Raw genomic sequence first — 4,491 nt, 5'->3', positions numbered from 1 at the left:
TGTTTTTACAAGCCTTTCGTTGAGTTACGTATTCGCTAAGGTTAATACATGCTCCTGTTATTAGGGAGGCAGCACCTGTTTTCATGTTTTTTGATTTTGATGAGACAAATATATTTTGTTAATTTTAACATTAAAATAGTAAGTGACCCAATTGTAGAATTTTGAGGATGAGTTGTAAATTACTTATTTGTATCTTAGCTTCTGTATTTTAAAAAACGATTCATTATGTCAGAATCAAAGAATTTCGAATCTATATCAGTCAATTTATAATGGAAATCCTTGGCTAGAAGTCACTTTAGCAAATACTTTAAAAGATGTAAATGCAAATCAAGCTTACAGGAAAATAAATCCTAATTTAAACACGATTTGGGAAATTGTTAATCATCTTATTCAATGGAGAAGAAATATTTTAAAACGTGTCCAGGGAGAAGTAATAACAACTCCTGATCATAATTACTTTGTGCCTATTTTAGATCCATCTGAAGCTGCTTGGGAGCAGTCACTTCAAAATCTGGATAAATCACAAGAATTATGGAATTCATTTTTAGAAGATTTCGATGATGCCAATTTAGATAAAATCTATGTCAATAATAATCATACCTATTATGAACATATTCATGGAATCATTCAGCATGACGTTTATCACTTAGGTCAAATTGTTATTCTTAAAAAAATGCTTAAAACGTTATAAAACACTTTATGAAAAAATCAATAGTATTACTCGTCTTTTTATTTCTGAATGTTATCGTATTTTCGCAGGAAACGGAGGCTAAATTTGATGAGGATTTAGCAAAATTCCTAAATGCGGACGATTACGGAATGAAGAAATACGTTTTCTGTCTTCTGAAATCAGGAACAAATACAACGGCTACAAAAGAAGAAACCAAAAAATTATTTGAAGGGCATATGACCAATATTGGCAAATTAGCTAAAGAGGGCAAATTAGTTGTAGCTGGACCTTTTATGAAAAATGATAAAAATTATACAGGGATTTATATTTTTAATGTAGCAAGTATTGAAGAAGCAAAAGCACTTGTAGCAACAGATCCGGCAATAAATGCAAATTTGCTTGAAGCCGAATTAATACCTTGGTACGCAACTGCAGCTTTACAGGAAACATTAAAAATTCACGAAAAAATCGCTAAGAAAAAAATGTAATACTATTTATGAAAACTGAAAAAGAAAAAATGATTGCAGGAGATTACTATTTAGCAGGAGATCCAATTTTAGTGAAAGACCGTAGAAAAGCTAAAAATTTATTGCATCGTTTAAATGTTACAGAATACTGCATGACTAAAAAAGCTAAGCTGATTTTAGAAGAATTAATTCCAAATGTAGGCAAGGGGTTTTATATAGAGCCGCCATTTCATTGTGATTACGGGTATAATATTTATTGTGGCGATAATGTATATTTTAACGTAAACTGTGTTGTTCTAGATTGTGGTCCAGTTAATATTGGCTCGAATGTGCTCTTTGCTCCAAATGTTCAAATTTATACAGCTACACATCCGCTTGATGCAGAATTAAGAAAAACACTTCAAAATGTATTACCTGTTTTTATAGGAGATGATTGCTGGATTGGAGGAAACTCCGTAATTTGCCCAGGAGTAACTATTGGGAAAGGTTGTGTAATAGGAGCAGGATCGGTTGTAACAAAAAACATTCCTGATAACTCGCTTGCAGTTGGTAATCCGGCAAAAGTAATCCGAAAATTAAATCCAGAACAAGAAAATAAAAACTAATGCTTTCATTAATAAAGTTCATCATATCGCTATCATTTGCAATGATTATGACAAATCCAAATTATTTTACACAGAGATTCTGGGATTAACTATAATTAGAGAAGTTTATCGTGAAGAGCGTCAGTCGTATAAGCTTGATTTAGCTTTAAATGGAGTATACATTGTTGAGTTGTTTTCGTTTCCAAATCCACCAGTACGAACTTCCAGACCAGAAGCAGCAGGTTTGCGGCATTTGGCATTTGAAGTTTCAAATCTAGATGAGGTTGTGGCATTTTTGATATCAAAAAATATCGATTGTGAGGCAATACGAGTGGATGAATTTACAAACAAACGATTTACTTTTATTGCAGACCCAGATGATTTACCAATAGAGTTTTACGAAAGGTAGTTTTCTTACGTTACTGTTAAAAAAATGTAATATTCGTGTGTTTTAAAATGATTATGGTTCTGTTTCTTTAAATTTGCTGACCACTTATAAAAAGTGAGTTTAAACTTTAAACTTCTGATGAACAAAACGGCTAAAATCAAAAAGAATCATCAATTTATTAAATTTCGAAAATTAGTTATCGTTTCTGTTTTAATTGGTTTTCTCTCTGCATTCTTAGGGATTTCTCTAAGAAAATAACGGAGTATTACGAAGAAATATTTTTTCATCAAGCTACGGTAAATCCAATTTTTTATGTTGTTTTTCCAGTTTTCGGACTATCAATAATTTATTTTTTACGTCAATATTTATTCAAGAAAAAAGAGAATAAAGGAATCAAAGAAGTTTTTGAAAGTACACAATCAAAGTCTAAAAACTTACCTATTTATAAAATCCCATCACATTTTATTAATGGTTTGTTGACTGTAATCTTTGGAGGGTCAACAGGAATCGAAGTTTCTACTGTTGTTGCAACTGCAACTATCGGTTCAGTAGCACAACAAAAAGAAAATGTTTTTCGCCAGTATAAAACCGAATTAATTTGCGCTGGAGTTGCTGCAGGGGTTACAGCATTATTTAGCAGCCCAATTGCTGGGATTTTATTTGCAATCGAAGTAATTTCAAGAAAAGTAACACGTGCCTTTATAATTTCAAATTTAATTGCAGTTTCTATCGCTTTCGGGTTAATCACGATTTTAAACGAAGGGCCATTATTTGCAGTAACAATTACGACTTGGCACTTAAAAGCGATTCCGTATTTTATTCTTTTAGGTATTTTGGCAGGAATCAATTCTGTTTATTTAACGCGCTGTGTCTTGTTTTTTAAAGGACAGTTCTCTAAAATAGAAACACATTATTATAAAATCATTTTAGGTTCAATTGTATTGAGTGTTTCTTTATCTGTATTTCCACAGCTTTATGGAGAAGGATATCACGCCATAAATGGCATTTTTAGAAATTCGGCAATTCCGTTAACACTTACATTGACATTAACTTTTATTGGGATTTTACTTTTAAAGCCTATTGTTACTTCTATAACATTAGCTTCGGGCGGTGATGGAGGAGTTTTTGCACCGAGTCTTTTTATAGGAGCCTTTTTAGGATTGCTTTTAGCATCTGTTTTAAATACATTTTTTAATGCACAGGTTATTCCTTTAAATTTTATGGTAATTGGTATGGCTGCTGTTTTAAGTGCTAGTATTCATGCACCATTTACTGCAATCTTCTTAGTTTGCGGACTAACGAATGATTACACATTATTTTTACCAATCTTAGTTGTTTGCTTGATCTCTAAGTACACAGCAAAAATGATTTATCCGCATACTGTTTATACATTTTTACCAAGCATATCAAAATAAATAATTTATGGGTGTTGACAAAATAAAAAGAAGCTACCGCAAAACAAGATACATACTTTACAAAGAAACTTTAATCAATTCTAAAGAAATATTCTGGTCTTTTGTAGGTTCTTTTGTAGGTATTGGATTGATTGCTTTTGTGCAAACACAACATTTTTCAGGTTCAGATTTAGTGTACTTAATTGGTTCGTTTGGGGCCTCAAGTGTTTTGGTCTATGGAGAAGTTAGAAGTCCGTTTTCGCAACCTCGTAATCTTGTTGGTGGTCATGTTATTTCAGCATTTATAGGAGTTACAGTACAGCAATTAGCACCAGATATTATTTGGATTACAGCACCTTTGGCCGTATCACTTTCTATTGTTTGTATGCAAATAACCAAAACATTACACCCACCAGGAGGAGCAACTGCCCTCATTGCAGTTACAGGATCCGCTCAATTAAAAGATTTAGGATATTGGTATGTAGTGTCACCAGTATTAACTGGGGTTACAGTACTGCTTGTAGTGGCTTTGATATTTAATAATCTTACTTCCTATCGTAAATATCCAAGTCACAATAAATACCATAATACGTATCATAAATTCAGAAAAAGATTAAGCAAGAAAATATCTCCAAATAATTAAAAAATATGGAGGTTGATAACTATTTAGTGTTAAATAGTAACAGCAAAAATATAACTTCCGTAATTTTGTGAAACTATGAAATTACGAAGTTTAGATAACGACGATACAACCTTAGAATTTTACATTCCAGATTTTACATCAAAAGTAGAAATCCCTTTTTTTGATGTGGGAATTAGTGCTGGATTTCCATCTCCGGCGGATGATTTTATCGAGCTAACAATAGATCTTAATAAAGAATTTATTAAAAATAAGACACTACTTTTTTTGCCAAAGTAAAAGGGCATTCAATGAAAGATGAGGTGCTGCCTCCCTAACAACGGGGACGTATTAACCTTAGCAATATGG

At 32.1% G+C, this 4,491-nt stretch carries 7 protein-coding genes; all 7 read left to right on the top strand.

Annotated features, from left to right (window positions below):
• Positions 1 to 187 precede the first annotated feature (187 nt).
• The 7 genes from AC1RYN_RS14965 to AC1RYN_RS14935 all read left to right on the top strand — a co-directional run bounded on the left by AC1RYN_RS14965 (position 188) and on the right by AC1RYN_RS14935 (position 4,422).
• On the top strand, positions 188 to 691 hold the full coding sequence (locus AC1RYN_RS14965; RefSeq protein WP_481807590.1) for a DinB family protein: 504 nt from the start codon (positions 188 to 190) through the stop codon (positions 689 to 691).
• Positions 692 to 699: 8 nt separating this feature from the next.
• On the top strand, positions 700 to 1,158 hold the full coding sequence (locus AC1RYN_RS14960; RefSeq protein ID WP_481807589.1) for a YciI family protein: 459 nt from the start codon (positions 700 to 702) through the stop codon (positions 1,156 to 1,158).
• 8 nt (positions 1,159 to 1,166) lie between these two features.
• A complete protein-coding gene (locus AC1RYN_RS14955) occupies positions 1,167 to 1,742 on the top strand; it encodes a sugar O-acetyltransferase (RefSeq protein WP_481807588.1) in 576 nt (191 codons plus the stop codon).
• Positions 1,743 to 1,749: 7 nt separating this feature from the next.
• Positions 1,750 to 2,130 carry an SMU1112c/YaeR family gloxylase I-like metalloprotein gene (gene gloA2 / locus AC1RYN_RS14950; protein WP_481807592.1) on the top strand — a complete coding sequence of 127 codons (381 nt, stop codon included), beginning with the start codon at positions 1,750 to 1,752 and terminating at the stop codon, positions 2,128 to 2,130.
• A gap of 161 nt (positions 2,131 to 2,291) precedes the next feature.
• Positions 2,292 to 3,524: a chloride channel protein gene (locus tag AC1RYN_RS14945; protein WP_481807591.1), complete on the top strand. Its 1,233-nt coding sequence runs from the start codon at positions 2,292 to 2,294 to the stop codon at positions 3,522 to 3,524.
• Positions 3,525 to 3,531: 7 nt separating this feature from the next.
• Positions 3,532 to 4,146, top strand: coding sequence for an HPP family protein (locus AC1RYN_RS14940; protein ID WP_481807587.1), 615 nt, complete (start codon positions 3,532 to 3,534; stop codon positions 4,144 to 4,146).
• A 75-nt stretch (positions 4,147 to 4,221) separates the two neighbouring features.
• Positions 4,222 to 4,422: a LexA family protein gene (locus AC1RYN_RS14935; protein WP_481807586.1), complete on the top strand. Its 201-nt coding sequence runs from the start codon at positions 4,222 to 4,224 to the stop codon at positions 4,420 to 4,422.
• Positions 4,423 to 4,491 lie beyond the last annotated feature (69 nt).

The sequence above is a fragment of the Flavobacterium sp. TC780 genome, assembly GCF_056783245.1.
The sequence above is the reverse complement of the archived record's forward strand: the minus strand, read 5'-3'. Positions and strand labels throughout refer to the sequence as shown.

Coding starts and splice junctions, on each gene's coding strand:
- AC1RYN_RS14960 (WP_481807589.1), top strand. CDS start 700: ATGAAAAAATCAATAGTATTACTCGTCTTTTTATTTCTGAATGTTATC.
- AC1RYN_RS14955 (WP_481807588.1), top strand. CDS start 1,167: ATGAAAACTGAAAAAGAAAAAATGATTGCAGGAGATTACTATTTAGCA.
- AC1RYN_RS14940 (WP_481807587.1), top strand. CDS start 3,532: ATGGGTGTTGACAAAATAAAAAGAAGCTACCGCAAAACAAGATACATA.
- AC1RYN_RS14935 (WP_481807586.1), top strand. CDS start 4,222: ATGAAATTACGAAGTTTAGATAACGACGATACAACCTTAGAATTTTAC.